The sequence below is a fragment of the Flexivirga oryzae genome (assembly GCF_014190805.1).
GTDB lineage: Bacteria > Actinomycetota > Actinomycetes > Actinomycetales > Dermatophilaceae > Flexivirga > Flexivirga oryzae.
On sequence record NZ_JACHVQ010000001.1, the window covers coordinates 1215762 to 1237687 of the forward strand.

Consider the following 21926-nt stretch of genomic DNA (forward strand, 5'->3'; position numbering starts at 1 on the left):
CCGCATCACCGAGTGGGTCGGGTACCGCTGCCCATTTGTACCGGGATTCGTCCACTGTGCGTGGGCGAGCCACTTAATTTGCAGGAGGTAGTAATGGCATTGGTGTTCAACATCTTCCTGCATGCCCTCTTGGTCCTGTCGATGCTCGCATTCCTGATCGCGCTGCTGTTGATGGCGTTCCGCACGGACGACGGCACGGAGCGATTGCGGCGGTGCCTGGCGCTGTTCGCAGGTGCCATGGTCGTTATCGGAGCTCAGGCGAGCGGCGTCAGTTTCGCCATCTTCACGACGAGTTCACTGGCGCATGCGCGGGGGGCCAGCGCGGCGGCTCACATCTTCGCGGTACTTGTCCCTGCGGCGGCAGGTGTCGGCCTGGGCTACTACTTCGTGCGGGTCTACCGGCGCAGCGAGGTGTTCGGCCTTCGGATGCTCTGCTTCGTGGGCATGCTCGCCTTGGCCGCGTTCGCGGAGGTGTACGCATCCGCGACCCACACCTCGGGGGTGTTCTTGGACGCGGCGGCGCTGCCGAACCTGTCGTTCGTGGTCGGTCTGGTTCTGGTCTTCATCTTCGGAGAAGGCCAGGGTGACCACAAAATCGCCGCCGATGCGCTGCGGACGTTGTCGCGTCGGCGGGCCAAGCAACAAGGATCGGTCGACGCCGATCAGAGCGCGTTTGCGCAGGAACCTGACCGCGGGAGCGCGCAGCGCCCGCCACGTGATCCATTCGAGTTCTGACCAGGGGGAGCGGATATGGCACCACGGAATGTGAAGCGGGCGTGCCCCTACTGCGGGACCGAGCTGACGCTCAACACGTTGCCCATTGTGTGCACTGCGTTGTCGGGAACGATGGCGGCGCGGGACAGCTGGGATGACACGGACGAGGAAACGTCTCAGCTGGATCCGCCGTCGGGTGCTACTAGTCACGGGATGCTCGGGCCTTTCCCGGTGCTGCGGCAGGGGAACGAGACCGGTAACAGGTTGGTCAACGCTATGACACACCTGCAACCGGTCTCCGAGTTCGGCGATTCCAGGGATATGCCGCGTCGGGCTTGCACGAAGTGCCTGCATGCACTGCCTCAGGAGTTCGACGACTGTGACGCGCTCATCCTGGCCGTCGCTGGGCTGAACCGCGCCGGGAAGACCTATTTCCTCGGCTCCAGCCTGAACGGTGCGACGCGGTTCGACGGCCTCGCCGACTACGGCGTGGAGCTGTTCGAGCCGCTCGAGGAGACCGCGTCCACTCTCCACAAGAACTACTACCAACCGATGTTCCGCAGGAGCGAACAGCTTTTGGTTACGCCGGTGATGGACCACGTCATCCGGCCACCACTGATGTTCCGCGTCAAACTGACCGGGCAACGGCCCTTCCTGTTGTTCACCCACGACATCAGCGGCGAAACGCTGATGTCCAACCAGACGCGCCAGGTGACAGCCAGCTTTCTCCGACGTGCCAGCGCGATGATTTTCATCGCCGACCCTCTCGACATCGAGCGGATCGAATGGAACCTCGACCCCGACGAAGTAGAAGAAGCCGGCGGAGGAGATCGAGATCTGAACCAGACGGCGCTGTTGGAGGCGCTACTGAGCGAACTACCCAGACCCGGCGGGGGCAAGACGCCACACCTGGCCATTGCGCTGTCGAAGAGTGATCTGATTGAACGGGCGGCCGGGCGCAAGTACCTCTTCTCCGATGCTCCGGGACCCAGAGCCTGGCGAGACGACATCCGGGCGATTGACGGTGAGGTCCGCCAGCTGCTGGCGGACATGAACGAGCGTAAGCTGCTGCGCCTGGCCGACGGATACCCGCGGACGTCCTTTCACGCGATGTCAGTGCTGGGTCGTGAGTCGGACAGAGCCGCTCGGCACGGTCGGCCCGCGCCGCTGCGGGTGATGGACCCGCTGGCGACGGTCTTGGAGGCGATGCGACCCATGATTCCGGCAGAATGATCGACCAGCTACGCTACGCCTGGGCCAAAAGGGGCCTGGTGGGCGTCGGCCGGTTGCAGCCCGTCGCCGCCTCCCCTGGCCTGCTCAACTCCCAGACCAAGAAGCACACGCTCGCGCTTCGGCTATGCGAGTACACGAAGCCTGCCGGGGCGTCAACTACACCTGTCTCGTACGGATGGCTGGACTCCGGGGCCTCTCGCTTTCTCTTTCGCCGCGAGTTTCTCGCCGACGACCAGGCGGGTCATCCGGGCAACTTCGCCGCGCACGTCTTGGTCGGACCCATCGCCGAACTGAGCGTCGCCCGGTGCCTGGCGCTGTATCGCGGCAGGTTCTGGTGGCACGGGCCAAAGTCGGACAACGCCCTCGGAGAACTGCCGGAGCTGGACGTCAATCAGCTGCTGACCGAGATTGCCGGAACTGATCCTCACGACGCGAAGGGCGCTGTTACTCGGGACCTGCTGACGCAGCTGCTCGCGCAGGGGTCGGCCGCTCGGCTGAACGGCTCGCCTGACGAGCTCGTCGCAGCAATGCGGGTTGTCGACAGAATGCTGCCCGGCCTCCTTGACGCGCGATCCTTCTCAACCTATGAAGCCGGACAACTTGCCCGCTTCTTCACCATCCACGGACCGGGTCCCGCCGGTAGCACCCGGAGCCAGCCCTCCGCCGCCTGCGCCGAGGCGAAGACAGCCGCCACGACGCTACTTTCCAACAGCCAACTCCGATCAACCATGGCCACGACGATGTGGATGGGGCTCAGCGGTCCCGAGGACACCCGGGTCAAGGCATTCCGGCGCACAGTCTGCGCGGTCTCCGCGGGGCTGCAGGGGTCCACCACCGACGTCGCAGCGGTGCTGCCTGCGCTCAGAACCCCGGAGTGTGCTGGACAGCTGTTCGAGTTCACTCAGATCCGGGACGCCGTAGCAGGGGCCCTGGTCCGTGGCGGGTCGGGCGACGTGAGCCGGGATCAGATCGTCACCAGTCTGCTGGCCTCACAGGATGCGATACACCACGACATGTGGGACGCGTTCGACCGGGCTGTCCTCGATGCTTTGGGCGATGCCGTCCCTGAACGTGAGCTTTGCACTGCGCTGGACCGGCTACCTCACAGCGATTCCCTGTTTTTGATTGCAACGACGTTGCTAGGTCACGCGAACGATGAAGGATCGCCGACCCGCAACTGGCCAGCGCTGCTGCTGCTGGCGGCATTGAACAAACCTGCGGAACTTCCCAACCGGGACTACGCGCACGCGATCGAAACCGTCGCGCCAGACCTTCGGCTATGGGTGCGCCGACCAGAGCTGGCGAGAAGGCAGCAGGTCGATCTCCTCGCTTCACACACGCGCACCGGTCGAGTCCCACCGGTGGGGGACATCCGAACGCTGGAACCAGCGTTTCGGCAGCTGGTACTTAGCGACCCGGCTGCGCTTGCGCCAGTCGCGCCCCGCCTTTTCACCGACCCGTACGTCGGCGATATCGTTCGGGACCAGATCGTACGATCGGCCGCCACTAGCGGCACCCTGCCGGCAGCACACCTCGAGTTGCTCCAGTCGGTGCTCGGCAACCGGAATCCGTCAGCGGAGGACCTCGATGCCATCGCGGTACTGAGCACCGGCGTCCGGCTGCCGGAGGTCTGGGGCCAGTTCGTGACCGACCTTGCTTCGCAGCACGGATCACACGTGCTGCAAGACCCTGACGCGCCGCACATGACGGATTTGCGCCGGTTGATCCGGGGCGCGGGTGACGTCCCGATCGGCGCGCTGATGCCGGTGATCGATGTCCCCAGATCGGCGGAGACGATCGAAAGGAGCCTGCAGTCCCTGCCATCCGGACAGGCCCGGATATGGCGACAGCTGTACGTCGACCGTGAAATCTGTCTGAAGAGCCCGAGCAGTAGACGCCTCGCCGTACTGATGGAGGTGATCTCTCGCATCGAAGGGAAGGACGCCGCCGCAGAACGCATCCTAATAGCCGCCCATCGAGCGACCAAGGTGTACCGCCAAAGCCTCGTCTGCTACTACGCGCTCACCACACTCGCGGAGTACTTCCCGAATGGCTTCGCGCACGGACGAGGAATCCGCGAAATCGCACGCCGACCATCCATCCAGCGGTATCGGCTCCGGGACCTCGCAACGCGAGACTTCGCGCTGCTCACCGACAGCAACCGCCAGTACGCTGACTCCGTCGTGCACTACTTCTCCGACCAAAGCCCTAACGATGCCTGGCTCGAACTGCTCACCGGCCGAACGGGTCGCTCACTGCGCCCGCCTTGGGGCGGCAAGTCTACGCGAGAAATTGAACGGAGGGGGAGTCCCCGTCGCCATTAACGGAAAGACGTAGTGACGAGGAACCAAGACGCTCAGTCCCAGATCCGCGAGTAGCGGCGGGTTTGTTGGGGCCCGTCGGCGTGTGATGTGACGAGGGTGCCTGTCCTGCAAGGAGAATCGAGCTTGTCTAAGAGTTCGAGGTTCCAAAGCAGGAAGGCACCCTGTCGGTGACGAGATTACGTGGTCGCATCAGTTCCCGGAAGCAGGTGCGCATCGGCGCGCCGGATGCGTCGTTGACCGGGGCTTCGGGCATGAGCGCGGTGACCGAGCTGGTCGACAAACTGGGCCTGGTCGATGCGTTGGACGGGCACGTTCCGGCGATCAAGACACGTGCCCGTGGGCTGTCGGCCGGTGAACTGGTGCTGGCGGTGACGTGTGCACAGTTGGCGGGTCATGACGCGCTGGTCGGGTTGGATCGGGTTCGCGCCGACGTCGCGGGGCAGGAACTGTGGCCGGTGGCGGCACCGGCCTCGACCACGACCGGCGCGTTGGCCCGCCGGTTCACTGCGGCGCACGTGGCCGGGATCGAGGACGCGATCGCCGTAGTGACCTCGCGGTGGTTGCGCCTGCTGCCGGCTCGGGTGCGGTCCCCGTTGGTGCTGCGGTCGCCGACGATTGACTTGGATTCCACCGAGGTCGAAGTGTTCGGCCGTGCCAAGAGCGGGGTGGCGTACAACTATGTGGGGCAACGCGCTGGCCGACCACACCTGGCCAGTTGGGCTGAGGCCGGGTTGCCTTTGGCGGCAGACTTGTTGGCAGGTGACCAGGACGTGCGGCCACGCTGCGCGGGCCTGCTGGCCCGGGCCGTCGCATGTTTACCGGCCGCGGTGTGTGCCCGCCCCAAGGTCCGTGCTGATGCGGGGTACTTCACTGCTGAACTGGCGTGGGCCGCCACCGGCCTGGGCGCTGATTACGCAGACGCGGCCAAACGCAACAGCGCGTTCTGGCGGGAACTGGCCGCCGTTCCCGCCGGGGCGTGGTGTCCGGCCCGGGATATGCACGGCGCGCAGGTCGCCGTTCTGGATTACGCCCCGGCCGGGTGGCCACCGGACGCGTACACGATCGTGCGACATCTCCGCTGATGGCCGGTCCCGGCGGCGGCGCACCATCGACAAGAACCAGCTCGCGCTGGTGCTGGGTGGCGAAACCGATCATGCGTGGGCGGTCAGCTTCATCGTCACCAACCTGCTCACCACCACACCGGCGGACGTGGTGGCGGTCGAGCACTGGTTCCGGGGCCGGACCGCGATCGAGGAACGGTTCCGGGAAGCCAAACTCGGTGCCGGGCTCAATCATCTCCCCTCCGGCCAGGCCGCGGTGAACACGGTCTGGATGTGGAGTGCACTACTGGCCGGGGCGATCAGCGTGATGCTGCAAGCGCTGACCGGCCTGTCCGACGACGCCGGAACCGCACGCATGCACCGGTTACGCCACGAATTACTGGCTGTGTCCCAGCCAGACTCGTCCGTCACGCCCGTCACCTCACCCTCCGGTTACCGCCCGGCGACTACCCGCTGGCCGAGGTCCTCTCCCGGATCCGAGCCCTACCCGAGGCCCGGCCCGAGGTGGAGCAGGGTGCAGGCGGGGCGGTCCAGCATCCGCGCGTACCCGTCGGCCGCGCCGGCCACGGCTCCTTCGAACATCCCGAGGATGCACCGCATGCCGTCGACCCGGTCGAGTGCGTCGACGAAGTGCATCTCCGACGTGCCGGGGTTGGCGAAGCAGACATCGACGTCGGAGGACACCAGGGTCGTGAGCAGGCTCTCCGCGCCGGTGATGGTGTCGGCCCTCGGGTCGAGTGGCATGGTCAAGGCGACATCCTCAGCTGGATCGAGAAGCAGTACCGGTACGCCACTACCTCGTGACGGCTGCACACCCATCGTGGTCGGGCGAACCCGGCTCCGTCCAATACCTCTTCGTCAATTCAGCGATGTGTCAGCTGTAATGCGGGTATCCCCGGGGAGGCTTCAGGCGGCCCGGTTGCCGCGCGCCAGCCGCGTCATACCGCAGACGAACATCGACCCGGCCGCCATACCGACCAGCACCATGAGCACGCCGACTCCGGAGAGGCCGGTGTCGTCCCCGGGCACCACGGTCGCGGCATACGCGATCGTGAAACACACGGTCATGGCGACCGCCACCAGGTACCACCGGACCCACCAGGCGGCCACCACACCGATCACGATCAGGGTGACGACGCAACCGACGCCGGTCCACACGGGATATTCGGTGTCACCCAGCCGGCCCATCCACGCCCACCAGGTCAGTGCCGCTGCGAGGCCCGCGCCGATCGTCCCCGCACTCTGTTGCAGGATTCGTACGACGGGACGTGAGGCCATGACACGAGCTTCCTCCCACACGCATCGGGTGCCATCGGTGAAAGTACTCATCCGGCCCGCGTACAAGTACTCAGCTGGCCAGCCTGCTCGGGTCGGGACCGTTCGCCCACCAGCGTGCGGCACGCCGCTGGCTGCCGGGTATGGCGGGGTCGTCCAGGCCGGTCAGGCCGGGGTGGGCCGACATACCGGCGGCGTAGATGACACGCGACGTCGCACCGGTCTCGCGCATCGCCGTGGTCAGGTCGATCTCACCCGGGAACGCGCGGTGGTGCGCCAGCGGCGTGAGCAGCCGCCGCTTCTCCGACGGTGAGCCGGCACGGTACGCGGCCGCGAGGGTCTCCGGATCGCGTCGCCGGCAGGTGCCCAGCGCGACCGACGTGAACGGAAACTCCCGTGCGCGTCCGAGGGGGCCCTGCCGCGTGGTGCTGCCGGACCAGTAGCGGCGTTCGAGTTCGTGCGACAGCGCGTGTCCGTACGGGCTCGACGACACGACGAGACCGGCGATGAACGGGTCCGTCCCGTCGACCAGGGCGCGCCACAGCCAGGTCGCGAGCCCGTCCTCGTGGCGGCGGGTCACCTGCCCGGCGAGCTCCCTGGCGAGGCTCGCGCAGGCGATGCGGAACTCGCGGGCATCCGCGGTCGGCAGGGTCTCCGGGCGGGACCGCACGATGCTCAACTGCACCCGCCGGGACTGCTCCCGGCTGAAGGGATACAACACGTCCCTCAGTAACACCGGGGTCAAGCTGGACGCCACGATCGTCGCCACGGACTCCAACTCGGTGTGACCGCTGGACAGATCCTCCCGGAGCGTGTCGCGGATGGCGCCCCAGAGGTGGGGCCGGGTGCGCCCCTGCCTCAGGTCGATCGCGAGCACGTGCGCGACCGACTCGGCCGGTTCGCTGCGAAGCGATCGATACGTCTGCAGTGCAAGAGCGGTCCCGCGCGGGTGGTGCACTTCCGTCAGGGCCGCCAGTGCGTCACCGATCACGGTGTGGCCGCACGCGGTGAGGTGGTCGCGGACGGCATCCTCCACGGGGCCACTGATGACCGCGTCAGCCGCGAGCAGCTCCAGGGCGCGAATGCGGAGGCGGTACCCGGCACAGGTCGAGCGGGACATCTCGTTGACCAGCAGGTGTGACCAGAAGGCGACCCGTTCCGGTGACTGTGGCGTGCCGGTGGTGACCAGCGTTGCCAGATCCAGCCAGTCCTGGCCGGACAGTGGGGTGGTGTCCGCGGCATCGGCCCTGGTGAGCAGGCTCCATTGCGCGGAACGGTCCCGCAGGTTCAGCTTGCCGGCGGGTAGGTAGGAGCTGATCTCACCCTGCGGAAGCCCGACGATGTCCTCCAAGGCGGCGATCACCGGCAACGGTGGCGTCAACTCGCCCTTCTCGTAGCGGGTCAACGTGCCCGGCACCAAGGTCTTGCGCACCCCCGGGTATGCCTTCATCGCCTCGATCATCCGGGGCTGCACCCGCAACGCAGGATCCGGAGCCGCGCGCCGCCACGACCTCATCAACCAAGGGACCGGCGACCAGTCCTGCGCTTGGGTTTCCACGCGCGAAGAATATGTCGGCGGGGGTCCTCAGGACGTGAGAATTGCGCGGCACCACCGGCGCCGCAAGATCGCGTCAGGCGGTGATCAGGCGGCCTCCCCGGTCGCGACGCCCGGTGCGTTGGTCGGCCCTGCCGGGTCCCCGGCGGGAGCTGCCGGACCAGCGGTGCGCCCGCGTGCCTGCAGCCGACGCTCGACCCAGGTGGCCAGCTTGCTGATCGCGTAGTTGAGCAGGATGTAGATGGCCGCGATCACGACGAGCATCGCGAAGATGTTGCCGTTCAGGGAGGTCGCCGGCTTGCTGCGGTAGAGCAGCTCGCCATACAGCACGTTGTAGCCGAGGGCGGTGTCCTTGAGGATCACGATGACCTGGCTGATCAGCGACGGCAGCATCGCGGTGATCGCCTGGGGCAGCAGGATCTGCCGCACCGTCTGCCCCTCCGTCAGGCCGATCGAGCGACCGGCCTCCGACTGCCCCTTCGGCAACTGGTCGACGCCGGACCGGATGACCTCGCACATCACCGACGAGTTGTAGAAGACCAGCCCGGCAACGGTCGCGATGAGCGGCCCGCTGCCGCTGCCCTGTCCGTGCGCGGTGAGCCAGCCGAAGATGAACAGCATCATCAGCAGCACCGGCAGCGCGCGGGTGAGTTCCACCCATGCCGTGACGATCCAGGTGACCGCGCGCAGCGCGATCGCGGTGGAGGAGTTGCTCTTCGGGACATCGATGAGCCGCAGCATGGCCAGCACGGCACCGAAGACGACGCTGATCAGGATGGCCAGGATCGCGGCCTTCACCGTGCCCCACAGGCCCGGCAGGATGTAGTTCTTCCAGGTGCTCCACTCGGCGAACGGCTTCCACTTGTAGCTGGCGAACTGGTTCTTGTCGGCCAGCTTCCAGATCACCAGCGCCATGATCACCGCGAAGATCACGCCGCCCGCGATGCCGAGGAGGGCGGAGCGACGCCGGGCCTTCGGCCCGGGTGCGTCGAAAAGGACCGATGCACTCATCTTTTCACCGCCACGCGCTTACCGAGCCAGCCGGTCGCTACACCCATCGGCAGCGTGAGGATCACGAAGAACGCGCCGACCACCAGGAACGCCATGTTCAGCAGGCCCGGGTCGCGCTCGGTGACCGTCTTGAGCACCGCGGACAGTTCGGTGACGCTGATGGTGACCGCGACCGTGGTGTTCTTGGTGAGCGCGATCAGGGTGTTGCCGAGCGGCACGACCGCGCCGCGGAACGCCTGCGGCAGGATGACCTCGCGCATGGTCTGGCTGAAGGTGAGCCCGATCGACCGTGCGGCCTCCGCCTGACCCAGTGGGATCGTGTTGAAGCCGGAGCGCAGTGCCTCGCAGACGTACGTCGCGTGGTAGACCGTCAGACCGACCACGGCGAGCCGAAAACCGTTGATGTCGGCGAAGGCTCGGTCCGACGAGTCGGCCAGCGAGATGCCGAGCTGGATGTAGAGCACGAAGCTGCACGACAGGATGATCAGTGTCAACGGCGTGTTGCGGAAGATGTTGACGTATGACGTGCCGACGAAGCGCAGAATGCCCACGGGGGACAGCCGCAGCGTCGCGACGATGGTGCCGACGATCAGGCTGCCGATGGCGCTGAAGAAGGTGAGCCGGATCGTGGCCCAGAGTGCCGTCCAGATCTGATAGTCGGAGAAGAGCGAAGACACCGGTTGCCCCCTTCCAATCTGTTGCGGAGTGGTGAAGACCGGTCCCGGCGGTGGCCACGTGACGGTTGGTCACCGCCGGGAACGGCTCGAACTTCGTTGCTAGGAAAAGAAACTCAGGCCTGGCAGGTCGGCGACTTCGGCGGGTTGAGCTTCTTGTTGTACTCGTAGTCGGAGCCCAGGTTGTTGTCGACGGCCTTCTGCCAGTTGCCGTTGTCCAGGGTCGTCTTGATGGCGTCCGCGACCTTCTTGCAATCTGCCGCGTCGTTCTTCAGGCCGATGCCGTAGTTCTCCTCGCTGAAGGTGCCACCGACCAGCTTGAACTTGTCCTTGTACTGCTCCTGGTTGGCGTAGCCCGCCAGGATCGCGTCGTCGGTCGTCATCGCGTCGATGGAGCCGGAGGCCAGTGCCTCGGCGCACGCGGAGTAGGTGTCGTACTTCTGCGGCACCAGCTTCGGTGCTTTCTCCTTCAGGTTGTCGACCGACGTCGAGCCCGTCACCGAGCAGACCTTCTTCCCGGTCAGGTCGTCCACCCCGTTGATGCCGGAGTCCTTGCCGACCAGAAGTGACTGTCCTGCAACGAAGTACGGGCCGGCGAAGCTGACCTCCTTGCGGCGTTCGTCGGTGATGGAGTAAGTGGCGACGATCATCTTCACGGTGCCTGCCTGCAGCATCTTCTCGCGTTGCGGGGACGGTGACTCGACGAAGTTGACCTTGCTGTAGCCGAGTTCGGCTGCGACGCAGCGTGCGATGTCGACGTCGAAGCCCGTGTACTTGTCGCCGTCCTTCAGGCCGAGACCGGGCTGGTCGAACTTGATGCCGATCTTCACCGTCGGGCCCGAATCGGGCAACGTGCAGACGGCGTCGCTCGCGCTGGACCCGCCGGAACTTCCACCACACGCGGTGAGGCCGAGTCCGAGAGTGAGTGCCGCTGCTGCGGTGGCGGCGTAGGTAGCTCGTAACTTCATGATTTTTCCCTCCAGATTCACGGGTTGCCCGTGGTGGTTGTGGCGACCGAGGTGACGGGTGATCGCCGTACTGTCGTGGTGATCAGTGGTCAGTGGGTGAGGATTTTGGACAGGAAATCCTTCGCTCGTGCGGATGTCGGGTTCGCGAAAAAATCCTCGGGCCGCTGCTGTTCCAGGATCTGACCGTCGGCCATGAAGACGACGCGGTCGGCCGCCCGGCGGGCGAAGCCCATCTCGTGGGTCACCACGATCATCGTCATACCCTCTTTCGCCAGACCGGTCATGACGTCCAGGACCTCGTTGATCATTTCGGGGTCGAGGGCCGAGGTCGGTTCGTCGAAGAGCATCACCTTGGGGCGCATCGCCAGCGACCGTGCGATGGCGACGCGCTGCTGCTGTCCACCGGAGAGCTGTGCAGGGTATTTCTGGGCCTGCTTCTCGACGCCCACGCGCTCCAGGAGCTCCATGGCCAGTTGTTCGGCGTCGGCCTTGCCCATCTTGCGCACCTTGGTCGGCCCGAGCGTGACGTTCTGCAGGATCGTCTTGTGCGCGAACAGGTTGAAGGACTGGAAGACCATCCCGACGTCGGCGCGCAGCTTGGCCAGTTGTGCGCCCTCTTCCGGCAGCGGCTCGCCGTCGATGGTGATGGTGCCGGACTCGAACGTCTCCAAGCGGTTGATGGTGCGGCACAGCGTCGACTTGCCGGAGCCGGAGGGACCCAGCACCACGACGACTTCGCCCTTGGCTACGTCCAGGTTGATGTCCTGAAGCACGTGGAGGTCGCCGAAATGCTTGTTGACCTCCGTCATACGCACCAAAGGCTCGCCCGAGGCGACGTTGGTCTGACCGGCGGGGAGTTCGTGCTCCGTCATGGGTATGCACCCTACAAGGCGGACTCAGGGTTTTTTAAGCATTTTGCGCTAGGCGGCGATTTCGTTGCCGGGCTGTTGTGAACGGAGGCCTGCTACCGGGGCAGGCGTCCGACCTGCTCATGGGATCGCTCACCGGTGATGCCACAATGTGCCGTGCACGAGGGGCGATAGCTCAGCCGGTTAGAGCAGCGGACTCATAATCCGTCGGTCCTGGGTTCAAGCCCCAGTCGCCCCACCACAGCAGGTCAGACGGCACGTAGCTCGCTGACCGGCTGCTCACGCGAAGCGCGTTCGGCTGCCTCAGTCCTCAATTGGTCCTCATTTGCTCGCGCGGATGCGCCCAGACGGGCCGCGAGATCGTCCAGTCCGTCGGCGAACAGACCGGCGTAGACGTCTAGCGTCATCGTCGCCGACTTGTGCCCGAGCATCGCCTGAACGTGCTGACCGTGGCACCCGATGCGACCGCGAGCGACGCTGCCGCATGCCGCAGCCCGTGCGGGGTCAGCCCGTGCAGCGGGCCGCTCGAACTCCCGGTACCGAGTGCCTCGCCACTCGATCCCTCCGTCCCGCCCCCATGGGGAAGCAACGGCGTCGCCGCCATCTGCGCGTGGTGGCAAAGACACCTGGCGATGCGAAACCGGTCGAAACGTTCGCGAAGCGCGGCGCGTATAGCGTCAGCACATGAGCGAACGGGCACCCTTCGACTACGTCGACCGCTTCGATATTCGGATCTACGCTGGCCCGATGCCGGATCAGCCGCCGACGGAGGTCTACACATACGTGAGTTCGTCCAGTCCGAGCGGGTTAGACGTGGCGGTCTGGACGGATGACGCGCTTATGGCAGCGCTGGCTCCGGTGATTAGACCCGATCGGGCGGGCGGCGCCGAGGCGCCGTACGCACTCGATATTCATAAGTCGCGTTTCAGCTGGGGCGCGTCGGGGCAGACCGTTCAGGCCATGCTGTATGTCAGTGGAGCCGCCGTCACCGGCATTGTCGGCGGCGCCGCCTGGGACGGCGCAAAGGCGGTCTGGCACAACCTTCGGACGGCCGCCGGGGTGGGTGGAGCCATCGCCCCCAGCCGCGAAGATGCGGAGAGCCTGGCACGCGCGGAACTCACGGCCGCATATTCGGCGGTCACCGCAGCCTTCACGCTCAGATCGGACAGCGTGGAGACAGATAGCCACAACTGGCGGTTCGAGTACGACGGAGATGATGGCAGCACGTATGTCGCGACGGTCATGCCTGGCCCAGCCGTTGCAATCACCCGCACTGTCGACCCGGATGTGGCAGACGCGCCTGAGACTGAGCGTTGCCGCGCCCGGCGAGGGCCCTGAACGTTCGGAGGCTGCGTGGGCGAGTCCTCGGCCGCTCCTCACAATGAGGAGCGGCGCCAGAAAATTGGGCAACCAGTCGCCGCACCATGGAACGCGCAGGTCGCGAAACTGTCTTCGGACGGCGGCGTGGCGGTCGTGTTGACGCTGTGCATCCCACGGCTGAAGATGGCGCCGACTGCAGAGGTCGAGGAGGCTTCGGAGCTGTCCGAGACGGTCGTGGGCCAACTTGGCTGAGCGAGGGGGAAGTTCTCGCGCGGAGCTCTCACGGTGATATTGCGTTGTGCGTGTCTCCGAGGCTTGCCACGATGCGGAATGTGATGCAGGAGGGATCGGTTCAGTGGTCGGTGCGCCCGGCCGGTCCGATGGATGCTCCGGCACTGGCCACGATCGTTCGAGCTTCGACGAAGGATCAAGGCAGATGGCCGGCGATGACCCCAGCCGAAGAAGCGGAATGGGTGGCCGGATTCGTGGAGTGGTCCCAAGAGACGGTCGACGGGTCGGACGCACTTCAAGTCGTCGAGTCCCAGGGACGTGTGATTGGCCGTATTCGGATCGAACGGGACGAGGCGATGGTCGACGGGCGGACCGTTCGGCGGATCACGTTGTGCGGTCTGCAGTTGGATCCGACGGTTCAGCGCCGGGGCATCGGCACTGCCATCGTGAAGACGCTGCAACATGAGGTCAGCGTGACGGATGGTGTGCTCGACCTGGGTGTCGAACACGACAACCCTGGCGCGCGACGACTGTACGACCGCTTGGGCTTCGATCCCGTCGGTGCCGACGACCGAGAAGTTCACCTGCGATGGCGCCCGCCGGGGTTCCCTGAGTAGCCCGCGGGCTGGTGGTGCGTTGCGGGGGTGCCAGGAGCCGGTCGATGACGTGCCCGGCCAGTACCGGGTCCAAGTGCTTGGTCTCCGTGTAGGCGATGCGGGCCCGGTCCCAGGTGCACCCGCCGGTGCGTAACAGTTCCTGTGCCCCGTGGACGCGGGCGTCCAGGGCGGTGGCGAACCGGACCCGGTCTCGGGCGGCGGTGATCGTGGACCCGGTCAACAACTGCACCTCGTGGACGACTGCTTGGCAGGCGGCTTTGCGGTGGGCGGTGATGTCGGCGACTAGGGCCGCGGTCGCGTCCACCAGGGCGGCGTCGGCGAACGCCTTGACGCGTTCGGCGGCCTGGATCAGGTCACCCAGGTGCTCCCGAGACACCTCACCGGTATCGGTGTGGGTGTCGGTGGTGTGGTGACGCGGGCTGGCTGGGCGCGATCGGTGTGCTCGGTCAGGGCGGTGACCGCGTCCGCGAGAGGTCCGGGTAGCCCGGACACGTCCACCCACCGCGGGTCGCTCGTCATGGCCGGTTACCCCTTCCCGCCTTGTCTGAGCTGCTGTTCTGGGACCGAGTCTAGGGGTGAGCACCGACAACCTCTTCGCGGCGAAACCATCACAAGCACAGCCGGTTCCGACCTCTACCGCGTGTCCTCGCGGGGTCTCGATACGGCTGCGCTGGCGCTCCGCCTACTCGACCCGCGCGGGTGCGACCCTTCGATACGCCCGTCGCAAGCTCCGGGCTACTCAGGGATCGCAGGGGTCTTCGCCCGTCGCAAGCTCCGGGCTACTCAGGGATCGCAGGGGTCTTCGCCCGTCGCAGGCTCCGGGCTACTCAGGGATCGCAGGGCATACGCCCGTCGCAGGCTCCGGGCTACTCAGGGATCGCAGGGGTCTTCGCCCGTCGCAAGCACAGCCGGTTCCGACCTCTACCGCGTGTCCTCGCGGGGTCTCGATACGGCTCCGCTGGCGCTCCGCCTACTCGACCCGCGCGCGGATGCGACCCTTCGATACGCCTGTCGCAGGCTCCGGGCTACTCAGGGATCGCAGGGGTCTCGCCCGTCGCAGGCTCCGGGCTACTCAGGGATAGCAGGGGTCTTCGCCCGTCGCAAGCACAGCCGGTTCCGACCTCTACCGCGTGTCCTCGCGGGGTCTCGATACGGCTGCGCTGGCGCTCCGCTTACTCGACCCGCGCGCGGGTGCGACCCTTCGATACGCCCGTCGCAAGCTCCGGGCTACTCAGGGATCGCAGGGGTCTTCGCCCGTCGCAAGCACAGCCGGTTCCGACCTCTACCGCGTGTCCTCGCGGGGTCTCGATACGGCTGCGCTGGCGCTCCGCTTACTCGACCCGCGCGCGGGTGCGACCCTTCGATACGCCCGTCGCAGGCTCCGGGCTACTCAGGGATCGCAGGGGTCTTCGCCCGTCGCAAGCTCCGGGCTACTCAGGGATCGCAGGGTCTTCGCCCGTCGCAAGCTCCGGGCTACTCAGGGATCGCAGGGGTCTTCACCCGTCGCAAGCACAGCCGGTTCCGACCTCTACCGCCTGTCCTCGCGGGGTCTCGATACGACTCCGCTAGCGCTCCGCCTACTCGACCCGCGCGCGGGTGCGACCCTTCGATACGCCCGTCGCAAGCTCCGGGCTACTCAGGGATCGCAGGGGTCTTCGCCCGTCGCAAGCTCCGGGCTACTCAGGGATCGCAGGGGTCTTCACTCGTCGCCAGCACCGGGATACTCAGGGATCGCAGGAGTCCCGGCCCACACGCGGGCGGGGCGGCCGCGGCCGGCGGGTTGGGTGCGGCCGGTGTCGGCATACATGGACCCCAGCCGGCGGGCCAGGTTGGCCGGATTGGCCTCCAGTTCCAGCTGTTCCGCCAGACCGGCTACGTCGAGCGTACTGAACGTGTCGCCGAGGAAGGCCGGGATGATCCGGGTGTCCTCCCAGAAGCGGGCACGCACGTCGGCGACCGCGTCCGCGATGATCTGGTTGTGCGCGAACGGCAGCTTCGGCAACTCGTCGAGCGGGATCGTCCAGGTGCTGTCCCGGCCGTTCGCGGCCGGATGCAGCACCACGATCTGGGTCAGCGAGATGGTGGCGCCACGAGGGTCGCGATTGCGCTCGTCGTTGTAGCGCCCGGCGGTCTGCCAGCGCACCGACTCCGCAGTGAGACCACACTTCTCGCGCAACCCGCGCAGCGCGGCATCCCGGGCGCTCTCGCCGGACAGCATCATCACGCCCGGCAGCGCGCGCCGGTGCCGGAACGGCGCGTACTGCCGCTCGACGAGAACGACACCGACCCGGTCGTCGGTATGACGCAACGCGACCGCGTCGACACTGACGACAGGCTGATTCGAGGTCATGGTGACCACCATCATGCCTGCTGTGCGCTCCGCGCTCAGCTGTCGCCGGCCGGACCCGCGGGTCGCATGCCGCTCGCCGTCGGCACCGCGAGTCCGGTTCGGCCGGTCGATGCCGCAGTGCGGTCGATGACACCGGCCACGATGAGCGCCTGACCGACCAGGTAGGTGAGCATCACCCAGAAGTCGTGGACGGGCAGGGTGACACCGGCGAAGGCGTGCAGCGCGATCAGCCCGTCGGAGGCCATGAAGATCGCGCCACCGACGCCGGTGACGGGGGAGACCCCGGGCGCGAGGAGCGCCATCGCGGTCAGGGCGGCGCCATACATGATGACCGGGGGCGCGAGGGGACCGGCGCCCGGCAGGCACCACGCGACGAGACCGAGAAACGCTGCCAGATAAGGAATTCGTGCCGCCCATGTGCGCACTGGTGACGACTCCGAGCGGTAGGGGAGGAAGCCCGCGATGTACGTCACCTGCGCGACCAGGAAGCACCCGACCATCGACAGGAAACCGGGGTCCCCGGACACGAAGCGCGGCACGGTGTCGCCGAGCCAGGACGCGCCGAGAGCGAGCAGACCCAGGCGCACCAACCGGGTCCGATCCGGACACGCAGCGGCCAGCGCGCCGGCGAGGGTGGGCATCAGCAGGATCTGGGTCGCCGAACTGAGCACGCCGTCCGGGTCCACGAACTGACACACCAGATGCGTCGCGCCGACGACCCCGAAACCGGTGATCGCGACCCGTCCCCACGTCGTCGAGGTGACCGAGTCGAATGCCGCACGAAGTGTCCTGCGCAGTCGCTCCATCCGGTCAAGGTAGTGGACCACCACCTGCCGGCTGGGTCCGAACCCCCGGCGTCGTTAGGCTGAGGAGTATGTCGAGTCCGATGAGTGGCGGCTTCGGTCGCCAGCCGAACGCCAGGTTGCAGCAGGGGCTGACCCTTGACTACCCGATGTCGCTGGGCGTCTATACCGATTACCGTGACGCGCAGCGGGCGGTCGACTATCTCTCGGACAAGGAGTTCCCGGTCGAGAACTGCATGATCGTCGGGACCGAGTTGAAGCAGATCGAGCGGGTCGTCGGGCGCTTGACGTGGGGCCGGGTGCTGGCCGGCGGTGCGCTCTCCGGCGCCTGGTTCGGAGCGTTCATCGGTCTGATCCTGTCGATGTTCGACTCGGTCAACGTGCTCAGCGTGGTGTTGTCCACCGTCGTCTTCGGTGCCGTCTTCGGGGCCGTGTGGGCAGCCATCGGTTACAGCCTCACCGGGGGACAGCGTGACTTCCAGTCGGTCACCCAGGTCGTGGCCACGAAGTACGAAGTGCTGGTGGAGCACAAGTTCGCGATGCAGGCGCGTGAACTGCTCGACAACATGCCCGGTGGCGGGCCGACCCTGACCTGACCCACCTCAGATGGTGAGGCCGTCGTCCTTCGTGCCGAACTTGTCCTGCAGGAAGCGGTAGCTGGCCAGCATGCCCTCCGCGCCGTGCGTGCGTGCCTCGGACGCGATGTCGTCGAGTGCGCCGTGCAGGATCGTGAGCTGTTCGTCGAGCAGCACGGCCCCGGTCTTGCCGTCCTGGATCGGCTCCGTGTTCGCCACGGACGGCGGCAGCGCCAGGTAGGCGCGCACCGCGGTCGGCGCGTAGTCCTCGTGGACCTGCTCCACCTCGAACACCAGCCGGTCGCTGGCCTGGTGGGAGCGCAACTCGGCGTGCAGCGCATCGGCCCGGCGCAGCAGGTTGTGCAGGTTCTGCCGGCACGGGTCCGGGATGCGCCGGTCGTTGAAGAGCCGGTTGAGGTCGACGGCGGAGGCCTGTGCCACCGACGCCTGGGCGGCCGCTTCCTTCATCGCCGTGCGCTGGACCGACCGCGCGTGCTTGCGGCGGTTGCGTGCCGGACCGCCGGAGATGTACCAGAGGCCGATCATGGCGCCCACCGGGAAGACGACCCAGGGGAAGGCGCCGGCGGCCAGCCCCGCGACGGTGACCGCGGCCAGACAGCTGAACGAGGACTGCACCTCGTGGCGGACCTTGTAGTAGGGGCGGTAGAGGAACTCCACGCTGGAGAACATCAGGATTGCCATGCCGGCGTGGACGACCCAGCCCGCGTCGGTGAACGCCAGACCGGCCATCACCAGTGCGCTGCCGATCGTGCGCAGGATGGCGTCGGTCCCGCGCTTGAACGCCCCGGTGAGCATCGTGATGATCGCGCCCACCGCGAAGAGCTGCAGGATGAAATCCACGCGTCGTCCCCTCCCGCGAGAACCGGTTCGTGGTTCCAGGTTAACTTCCGGCGGCCGGATCCACCGACCCCTTGTGGACGAGGGTGCCCAGCAGGTCCGGTGCGGTGAGCAGTTGCTCGTAGGCGAGCTCGGCCGCGCCGATCAGCGACGCATCGCGAACAGTCCCTTGTAGCAACGTGATCGGCGCTCGCCCGATGGTGACCATGCCGCGCTGCAGCCCGATGCGGACCGACGGCTCCGCGAGGCGCAACACCTCCGCCAGGTGGCCGTCCGCGACGATCGCCTCCGGGTTGAGGACATGGGCGACGTTGGACAGCCCCCGTCCGAGCCACTGCCCGACGGAACAGACGACGTCGAGGCAGGTCTCGTCGCCGTCGGCGGCTCGCCGGAACAGCGACTCGAGCTCGGGGGAGTCGATCCCGGCGGCCTCCGCCGCCCGCAGTATGGCGTCCTCGCCGACATACTCCTCCAGACAGCCGCGGTTGCCGCAGTGGCAGACCGGCCCGTCGGCCTGCACGGTGATGTGGCCGATCTCCCCGGCATACCCCCGGCTGCCGCGCAGCAGGTCGCCGCCGATGATCACGCCACCGCCGACACCGACCCGGCCGAGCACCAGGACCACGTTGGAGAAACCCGCGGCCACACCCCGACGGTGCTCGGCGAGGAGGGCGAGATCGGCGTCGTTGCCCACCACCACGTGGTCGGCCAGCCGAGCGCGCAGCAGCGCCCCGAACGGGGCGTTGCTCCACTGCAGGTTGGGCGCGTAGACGGCGATGCCCTGGGGGTTGTCGATCATCGCCGGCACGCTGACCCCCACACCGACCCGGATGCTGTCGCCGGCGGCGGCGGTGAGGTCACGCGCCGCCGCCGCGACCCGGTCGGCGGTCCTGTCCGCCGACCGGTCCGCGCCGACCCGGTGCTTCCAGACGACCCGGTCGAGCACCGTCCCGGACAGGCCGACGGTCGCGACCTGCACCTGGGTGACATCGACGTCGACCGCGACCACGTGGACCGCACCCGGCCGCAGAGCCACCAGGTATGGCGGCCGCCCGGCCTTGTCCCGGCTGTGCGACGGCGTGCGTTGGGTGACGATGCCGAGCTCGACGAGGTCGCCGACGATGGCGCCGATGGTGCTGCGGTTGAGCCCGGTCAGCCGAGCCAGCTCCGGCCGTGACAGCGCACCGTGCAGATGCAGGTGGCGCAGGACGACCGAGAGGTTGTGCCGGCGGATCTGCTCGGGGCGCGCCGCGGACCGGGCGCCCGGGGGCATCAGCCGAGCCCGGACGCGCCGGCACGGCGCCGGGAGACGGCGTCGACGGTCGCGGCGAGCAGGAGCACCAGACCGGTGACGATCCACTGCCAGGCGGAGTTGTTCGCGCCACGCAGCAGGTCCGCCATACCGTTGATGATGACGGCGACGACGCAACCACCGACGACGGCGTCGGTGATCTTGCCCTTGCCGCCGAAGAGGCTGGTTCCACCGACGACCGCCGCGCCGACCGCGAGCAACAGCGTGTTGCCGCCGCCCTGCGACGCGTTGACCGCGGTCTGCGACGCGAGCACGATGCCCGACACTCCGGCGAGCACCGAGCAGATGACGAAGACCGAGATGCGTACGGAGTCGACCCGGATGCCGGCCCGACGCGCCGCCTCGTCACTGCCGCCGACCGCGTAGATGTGCCGTCCGTAACGGGTCCGGTTGAGCATGAAGCCGAGGACGACCACGAGCACGAGGATCACCGGTACGACCCACGGCACGCCACCGAGGTAGGCACCGGCGACCTTCTCGGCGACCAGCTGACCGTTCTTCTCCACGATCTTGGTTCCGCCCGCCGCATTGGGCGACCGGTTGAGGTTGAGAACCACGGTGAAGACGACCGCGAGCAGGGCGATGCCACCGATCTTGACCGCCGTGAGGACGGCGGGCTCGGTCGGCAGGTTCTTGCGGCGCCGCGCACTGACGGCGAGCAGCTTCTGGACCGCGAAGCCGGCGATCATCAGGATCGCCATCACCCAGCCGGCCCATTGCGGCATGTTGCCGTTCTCCAGCGCGACGAGTGCGTCGCTCTGCAACGACAGGTTGCCCTGCGTGTTGGCGCTGTTCACCACGATCTGGACGACACCCTGCAGGCCGAGGAAGAGTGCCAGGGTCGACACGAACGACGGCACCCGCAAGAAGGTGCGCATCCACCCGATGAGGAGCCCGATCACCGCGCTCACGATCAGGGCGACGAGAACGGCGAACGGCCACGGCCAGTCCTTCATCAGCAGGACTGCGGCGACCGCCCCACTCACGCCGGAGGCGGTGCCGGCCGACAGGTCGATCTCGGCCAGCAGCAGGACGAAGACCAGACCCATTGCCAGCAGGATGCCCGGTGCCGCCTGGGTGATCAGGCTGGCGAAGTTGCTCTTGGAGAAGAAGCCGTCCTCGACGACGGAGAAGATCAGGAAGAGCACGATCAGGGCTGCGACCGCGGGCAGCGAGCCCATGTCGCCACCGCGGATGCGCTGCCAGTAGTTGTGCAGGTAGGCGCCGACGTCGTTGCCGGCGGGGAAGGTCGTCGCGGCTGCGGCGGTCTCGTCCACGGCCGCATCGACGTCGGCGGCAGTGGCGGTCTTGCTCAGGTGTGGCGTCATGCGGGGGCTCCGGAGGTCATGGCGGGCTGGAGGCCGAGGTCACCGCTGCGGCCCGTGGTGATCAGCTCGACGACCTGGGTCTGGTTGACGTCGGCGCGGTCGACGGTGGCGGCGAGCTGGCCGAGGTAGAGGACCGAGATCTTGTCGGCCACCTGGAGGACGTCGAGCATGTTGTGCGAGATGAGGATGACGGCGGTGCCCTGGTCGGCGAGGCGACGCACCAGGTCGAGCACCTGTGCGGTCTGCGCGACACCGAGGGCGGCGGTCGGCTCGTCGAGGATGACGACCTTGGACTTCCACAGCGCGGCCTTGGCGATCGCGACGGTCTGCCGCTGCCCACCGGACAGGCTCGACACCCGCTGCCGGACCGAGTTCAGGGTCCGCACCGACAGCGACTTCAGCGTGTCGGACGCCGCGATCTCCATCGACTCCTCGTCGAGCACGATGCCGCGCATCCGCTCGCGACCGAGGAACATGTTCTGGACGACGTCGAGGTTCTCGCAGAGCGCGAGGTCCTGGTAGACGATCTCGACACCGAGCGCCGACGCGTCGCGTGGGTCGCTGACGTGCCGCGGCTGTCCCTCGAACTCGTAGGTACCGGAGTCGATGGTGTAGGTGCCACCGATGCACTTGACGAGGGTGGACTTGCCGGCGCCGTTGTCGCCGACGAGGGCTGTGACCTTGCCGGGGTACGCCGCGAAGTCGACGTCCCGCAGTACGTGCACCGCACCGAAACTCTTGTTGATCCCGTGCAGTTCCAGGATCGGTTGATCAGACATGAATCTCCCTAGACGCAGCGGAAGGGGCCGGCCGGTCGGTCCGCCCGGCCCCTTCCTTCAGCTTCAGCA

General features: G+C 67.1%; 21 protein-coding genes, 1 tRNA gene and 1 pseudogene. 10 read left to right on the plus strand and 13 right to left on the minus strand.

Annotation, left to right across the window (positions count from 1 at the left end):
• Positions 1 to 93 precede the first annotated feature (93 nt).
• From FHU39_RS05575 to FHU39_RS25190, 5 genes and pseudogenes are all read left to right on the plus strand, one after another.
• Positions 94 to 735, plus strand: coding sequence for a hypothetical protein (locus FHU39_RS05575; protein ID WP_183319438.1), 642 nt, complete (start codon positions 94 to 96; stop codon positions 733 to 735).
• A gap of 255 nt (positions 736 to 990) precedes the next feature.
• A complete protein-coding gene (locus tag FHU39_RS05580; protein WP_183319439.1) occupies positions 991 to 1947 on the plus strand; it encodes a hypothetical protein in 957 nt (318 codons plus the stop codon).
• The gene (locus FHU39_RS05585) at positions 1944 to 4271 is read left to right on the plus strand and encodes a GAP1-N2 domain-containing protein (RefSeq protein ID WP_183319440.1); all 2328 of its coding nucleotides are present in this window, start codon (positions 1944 to 1946) and stop codon (positions 4269 to 4271) included. Before FHU39_RS05580 ends, FHU39_RS05585 begins: the two co-directional genes overlap by 4 nt.
• Positions 4272 to 4438: 167 nt before the next feature.
• Positions 4439 to 5353 (plus strand): transposase, encoded by a 915-nt coding sequence (locus FHU39_RS05590; RefSeq protein ID WP_183319441.1) that lies wholly within the window; start codon positions 4439 to 4441, stop codon positions 5351 to 5353.
• 49 nt (positions 5354 to 5402) lie between these two features.
• Positions 5403 to 5711: pseudogene (locus FHU39_RS25190) on the plus strand (transposase); the annotation flags it as partial.
• Between the two features lie 104 nt (positions 5712 to 5815).
• Here FHU39_RS25190 and FHU39_RS05600 read toward each other — a convergent pair.
• The 7 genes from FHU39_RS05600 to FHU39_RS05630 all read right to left on the minus strand — a co-directional run bounded on the left by FHU39_RS05600 (position 5816) and on the right by FHU39_RS05630 (position 11633).
• Positions 5816 to 6076 (minus strand): thiamine pyrophosphate-binding protein, encoded by a 261-nt coding sequence (locus tag FHU39_RS05600; protein WP_221185367.1) that lies wholly within the window; start codon positions 6074 to 6076, stop codon positions 5816 to 5818.
• Positions 6077 to 6238: 162 nt separating this feature from the next.
• Positions 6239 to 6610, minus strand: coding sequence for a hypothetical protein (locus tag FHU39_RS05605; RefSeq protein WP_183319442.1), 372 nt, complete (start codon positions 6608 to 6610; stop codon positions 6239 to 6241).
• Positions 6611 to 6680: 70 nt separating this feature from the next.
• A complete protein-coding gene (locus FHU39_RS05610) occupies positions 6681 to 8165 on the minus strand; it encodes a hypothetical protein (RefSeq protein WP_183319443.1) in 1485 nt (494 codons plus the stop codon).
• Between the two features lie 84 nt (positions 8166 to 8249).
• Positions 8250 to 9173 carry an amino acid ABC transporter permease gene (locus FHU39_RS05615; protein WP_183319444.1) on the minus strand — a complete coding sequence of 308 codons (924 nt, stop codon included), beginning with the start codon at positions 9171 to 9173 and terminating at the stop codon, positions 8250 to 8252.
• The gene (locus FHU39_RS05620; RefSeq protein ID WP_183319445.1) at positions 9170 to 9850 is read right to left on the minus strand and encodes an ABC transporter permease subunit; all 681 of its coding nucleotides are present in this window, start codon (positions 9848 to 9850) and stop codon (positions 9170 to 9172) included. The genes FHU39_RS05615 and FHU39_RS05620 overlap by 4 nt, the downstream gene beginning before the upstream one ends.
• A 113-nt stretch (positions 9851 to 9963) precedes the next feature.
• Positions 9964 to 10815, minus strand: a complete 852-nt coding sequence (locus FHU39_RS05625; protein WP_183319446.1) for a glutamate ABC transporter substrate-binding protein — start codon at positions 10813 to 10815, stop codon at positions 9964 to 9966.
• An 89-nt stretch (positions 10816 to 10904) separates the two neighbouring features.
• Entirely contained in the window at positions 10905 to 11633 is a 729-nt protein-coding gene (locus tag FHU39_RS05630; protein ID WP_183320908.1) for an amino acid ABC transporter ATP-binding protein, read from the minus strand.
• Between the two features lie 215 nt (positions 11634 to 11848).
• Here FHU39_RS05630 and FHU39_RS05635 point away from each other — a divergent pair.
• The 4 genes from FHU39_RS05635 to FHU39_RS25195 all read left to right on the plus strand — a co-directional run bounded on the left by FHU39_RS05635 (position 11849) and on the right by FHU39_RS25195 (position 13852).
• Positions 11849 to 11925 (plus strand) — tRNA-Ile (locus tag FHU39_RS05635).
• A gap of 443 nt (positions 11926 to 12368) precedes the next feature.
• On the plus strand, positions 12369 to 13022 hold the full coding sequence (locus FHU39_RS05640) for a hypothetical protein (protein WP_183319447.1): 654 nt from the start codon (positions 12369 to 12371) through the stop codon (positions 13020 to 13022).
• Between the two features lie 15 nt (positions 13023 to 13037).
• Positions 13038 to 13256, plus strand: a complete 219-nt coding sequence (locus FHU39_RS05645) for a hypothetical protein (protein ID WP_183319448.1) — start codon at positions 13038 to 13040, stop codon at positions 13254 to 13256.
• A 194-nt stretch (positions 13257 to 13450) separates the two neighbouring features.
• Entirely contained in the window at positions 13451 to 13852 is a 402-nt protein-coding gene (locus tag FHU39_RS25195) for a GNAT family N-acetyltransferase (RefSeq protein WP_425484780.1), read from the plus strand.
• Positions 13853 to 15551: 1699 nt separating this feature from the next.
• Here the strand turns inward: FHU39_RS25195 and FHU39_RS05655 are convergent.
• Together FHU39_RS05655 and FHU39_RS05660 are read right to left on the minus strand one after the other, a co-directional pair.
• On the minus strand, positions 15552 to 16202 hold the full coding sequence (locus tag FHU39_RS05655; RefSeq protein ID WP_183319450.1) for an NUDIX domain-containing protein: 651 nt from the start codon (positions 16200 to 16202) through the stop codon (positions 15552 to 15554).
• Between the two features lie 35 nt (positions 16203 to 16237).
• The gene (locus FHU39_RS05660) at positions 16238 to 17008 is read right to left on the minus strand and encodes a lysoplasmalogenase (protein ID WP_183319451.1); all 771 of its coding nucleotides are present in this window, start codon (positions 17006 to 17008) and stop codon (positions 16238 to 16240) included.
• Positions 17009 to 17076: 68 nt separating this feature from the next.
• Here FHU39_RS05660 and FHU39_RS05665 point away from each other — a divergent pair, with 68 nt between their 5' ends.
• Positions 17077 to 17601 (plus strand): YflT domain-containing protein, encoded by a 525-nt coding sequence (locus FHU39_RS05665; RefSeq protein WP_183319452.1) that lies wholly within the window; start codon positions 17077 to 17079, stop codon positions 17599 to 17601.
• 6 nt (positions 17602 to 17607) lie between these two features.
• Here FHU39_RS05665 and FHU39_RS05670 read toward each other — a convergent pair whose 3' ends face one another.
• The 4 genes from FHU39_RS05670 to FHU39_RS05685 are packed head-to-tail and all read right to left on the minus strand — an operon-like array spanning position 17608 to position 21857.
• On the minus strand, positions 17608 to 18441 hold the full coding sequence (locus FHU39_RS05670) for a hypothetical protein (RefSeq protein ID WP_183319453.1): 834 nt from the start codon (positions 18439 to 18441) through the stop codon (positions 17608 to 17610).
• A 40-nt stretch (positions 18442 to 18481) separates the two neighbouring features.
• Positions 18482 to 19711, minus strand: coding sequence for an ROK family transcriptional regulator (locus tag FHU39_RS05675; RefSeq protein ID WP_183319454.1), 1230 nt, complete (start codon positions 19709 to 19711; stop codon positions 18482 to 18484).
• Complete coding sequence (locus tag FHU39_RS05680; RefSeq protein ID WP_183319455.1) at positions 19711 to 21078, minus strand: sugar ABC transporter permease; 1368 nt, start codon at positions 21076 to 21078, stop codon at positions 19711 to 19713. Before FHU39_RS05680 ends, FHU39_RS05675 begins: the two co-directional genes overlap by 1 nt.
• Positions 21075 to 21857, minus strand: coding sequence for an ATP-binding cassette domain-containing protein (locus FHU39_RS05685; protein ID WP_183319456.1), 783 nt, complete (start codon positions 21855 to 21857; stop codon positions 21075 to 21077). Before FHU39_RS05685 ends, FHU39_RS05680 begins: the two co-directional genes overlap by 4 nt.
• Positions 21858 to 21926 lie beyond the last annotated feature (69 nt).

What these genes read in the sequence shown, in the direction of transcription:
- FHU39_RS05685 (WP_183319456.1), bottom strand. Translation starts at nt 21,857, where the DNA reads ATGTCTGATCAACCGATCCTGGAACTGCACGGGATCAACAAGAGTTTC.
- FHU39_RS05575 (WP_183319438.1), top strand. Translation starts at nt 94, where the DNA reads ATGGCATTGGTGTTCAACATCTTCCTGCATGCCCTCTTGGTCCTGTCG.
- FHU39_RS05625 (WP_183319446.1), bottom strand. Translation starts at nt 10,815, where the DNA reads ATGAAGTTACGAGCTACCTACGCCGCCACCGCAGCAGCGGCACTCACT.
- FHU39_RS25195 (WP_425484780.1), top strand. Translation starts at nt 13,451, where the DNA reads ATGACCCCAGCCGAAGAAGCGGAATGGGTGGCCGGATTCGTGGAGTGG.
- FHU39_RS05580 (WP_183319439.1), top strand. Translation starts at nt 991, where the DNA reads ATGACACACCTGCAACCGGTCTCCGAGTTCGGCGATTCCAGGGATATG.
- FHU39_RS05665 (WP_183319452.1), top strand. Translation starts at nt 17,077, where the DNA reads ATGTCGAGTCCGATGAGTGGCGGCTTCGGTCGCCAGCCGAACGCCAGG.
- FHU39_RS05585 (WP_183319440.1), top strand. Translation starts at nt 1,944, where the DNA reads ATGATCGACCAGCTACGCTACGCCTGGGCCAAAAGGGGCCTGGTGGGC.
- FHU39_RS05660 (WP_183319451.1), bottom strand. Translation starts at nt 17,008, where the DNA reads ATGGAGCGACTGCGCAGGACACTTCGTGCGGCATTCGACTCGGTCACC.
- FHU39_RS05605 (WP_183319442.1), bottom strand. Translation starts at nt 6,610, where the DNA reads ATGGCCTCACGTCCCGTCGTACGAATCCTGCAACAGAGTGCGGGGACG.
- FHU39_RS05675 (WP_183319454.1), bottom strand. Translation starts at nt 19,711, where the DNA reads ATGCCCCCGGGCGCCCGGTCCGCGGCGCGCCCCGAGCAGATCCGCCGG.
- FHU39_RS05615 (WP_183319444.1), bottom strand. Translation starts at nt 9,173, where the DNA reads ATGAGTGCATCGGTCCTTTTCGACGCACCCGGGCCGAAGGCCCGGCGT.
- FHU39_RS05600 (WP_221185367.1), bottom strand. Translation starts at nt 6,076, where the DNA reads ATGCCACTCGACCCGAGGGCCGACACCATCACCGGCGCGGAGAGCCTG.
- FHU39_RS05655 (WP_183319450.1), bottom strand. Translation starts at nt 16,202, where the DNA reads ATGACCTCGAATCAGCCTGTCGTCAGTGTCGACGCGGTCGCGTTGCGT.
- FHU39_RS05640 (WP_183319447.1), top strand. Translation starts at nt 12,369, where the DNA reads ATGAGCGAACGGGCACCCTTCGACTACGTCGACCGCTTCGATATTCGG.
- FHU39_RS05680 (WP_183319455.1), bottom strand. Translation starts at nt 21,078, where the DNA reads ATGACGCCACACCTGAGCAAGACCGCCACTGCCGCCGACGTCGATGCG.